The sequence below is a fragment of the Streptomyces sp. NPDC054840 genome (assembly GCF_053611065.1).
On the sequence record NZ_JBSGZP010001146.1, the window covers coordinates 1 to 1,159 of the forward strand.

Annotated in this window: 2 protein-coding genes; both read left to right on the forward strand. The window is 74.1% G+C overall.

Annotated elements, in window-relative coordinates:
- A partial coding sequence (locus ACWGIU_RS38240; RefSeq protein ID WP_453712747.1) for a hypothetical protein occupies positions 1-217 on the forward strand: 217 nt, incomplete at its 5' end.
- On the forward strand, positions 214-1,159 hold a 946-nt coding region (locus ACWGIU_RS38245), incomplete at its 3' end, for an ABC transporter permease (protein ID WP_453712748.1). The genes ACWGIU_RS38240 and ACWGIU_RS38245, both read left to right, overlap by 4 nt.

The following is a 1,159-nucleotide window of genomic DNA, read 5'->3' on the forward strand; positions in this document are numbered from 1 at the left end:
GGCCTTCTTGGCCTGGGTGAGCACACCGTCGGCGATGAACATCCGCCCGGCCGGGGGCTCCCAGATGGCGTGCCCGCCCTACCACCCGAACCCCCAGTGGGGCTGCATGACCGGGGGGGACTGGCAGCCCCTCGCCGCGTGTGCACCGGCCCCGGCCCCGCCACCGGCGGCCTACGCTTCTCCCGCATCCACCACCCGCAGCCAGGAACCCTCATGAGCAGACTCCGCAGCCGAACCGGCACGCGCCCCGGCACACGCGTCCGTAACCGGGCCCGCACCCGGCCCCCCTTGGTCCTGGCGCTTCCCGCTCTGCTCGCCGTCGCGTTCCTGCTGCTGCCGCTCATCGGCATCCTCGCCCGCACGCGGTGGAGCGAGCTCGGCGTCCACCTGACCAGCCCCGGCGTGGTGGAGGCCCTGAAGCTCTCACTGCTGGTGTCCCTGTGGGCCCTGGCCCTCTCGCTGCTCCTCGGCGTACCGCTGGCCTGGCTGCTGGCCCGCGTCGACTTCAAGGGCAAGGCCCTGGTCCGCTCCCTCGTCCTGCTCCCGATGGTGCTGCCGCCGACCGTCGGCGGTGTCGCCCTGCTCCTCGGCTTCGGCCGGCGCGGGCTGCTCGGCCCCTGGCTGGAGGGCGCCTTCGGAATCACCCTGCCGTTCCACACCTCGGGCGCCGTCGTCGCGGCCACGTTCGTCGCCATGCCCTTCCTGGTGATCAGCCTCGAAGGCGCGCTCGGCGGTCTCAAGCAGAGCTACGAGGAGACCGCGGCCTCGCTCGGCGCCTCGCCGGTCCGGGTGTTCTTCACCGTGACCCTGCCCATGGTCGCCCCCGGCCTGATCGCCGGTGCGGCGCTGACCTGGGCCCGCGCGCTGGGCGAGTTCGGGGCGACGATCACCTTCGCCGGGAACCTGCCCGGCACCACCCAGACCCTGCCGCTCCAGGTGTACCTGCTGCTGCAGGACAGGCCCGAAGCCGCGACCTCCGTCTCGCTGCTGCTCCTGGCGATCGCCATGGGCGTACTGATCGCCCTGCGCGGACGCTGGACGGGCACCCCGGTGGCCCGCGAGGCCGCTCCGGCCCAGGCCCTGGCCCCGGCCTCCGAGGAGCCGCCCACCTCAGACGCCGGCACCACCACCGACGACGCCCGCGCCACCACCACCGGCG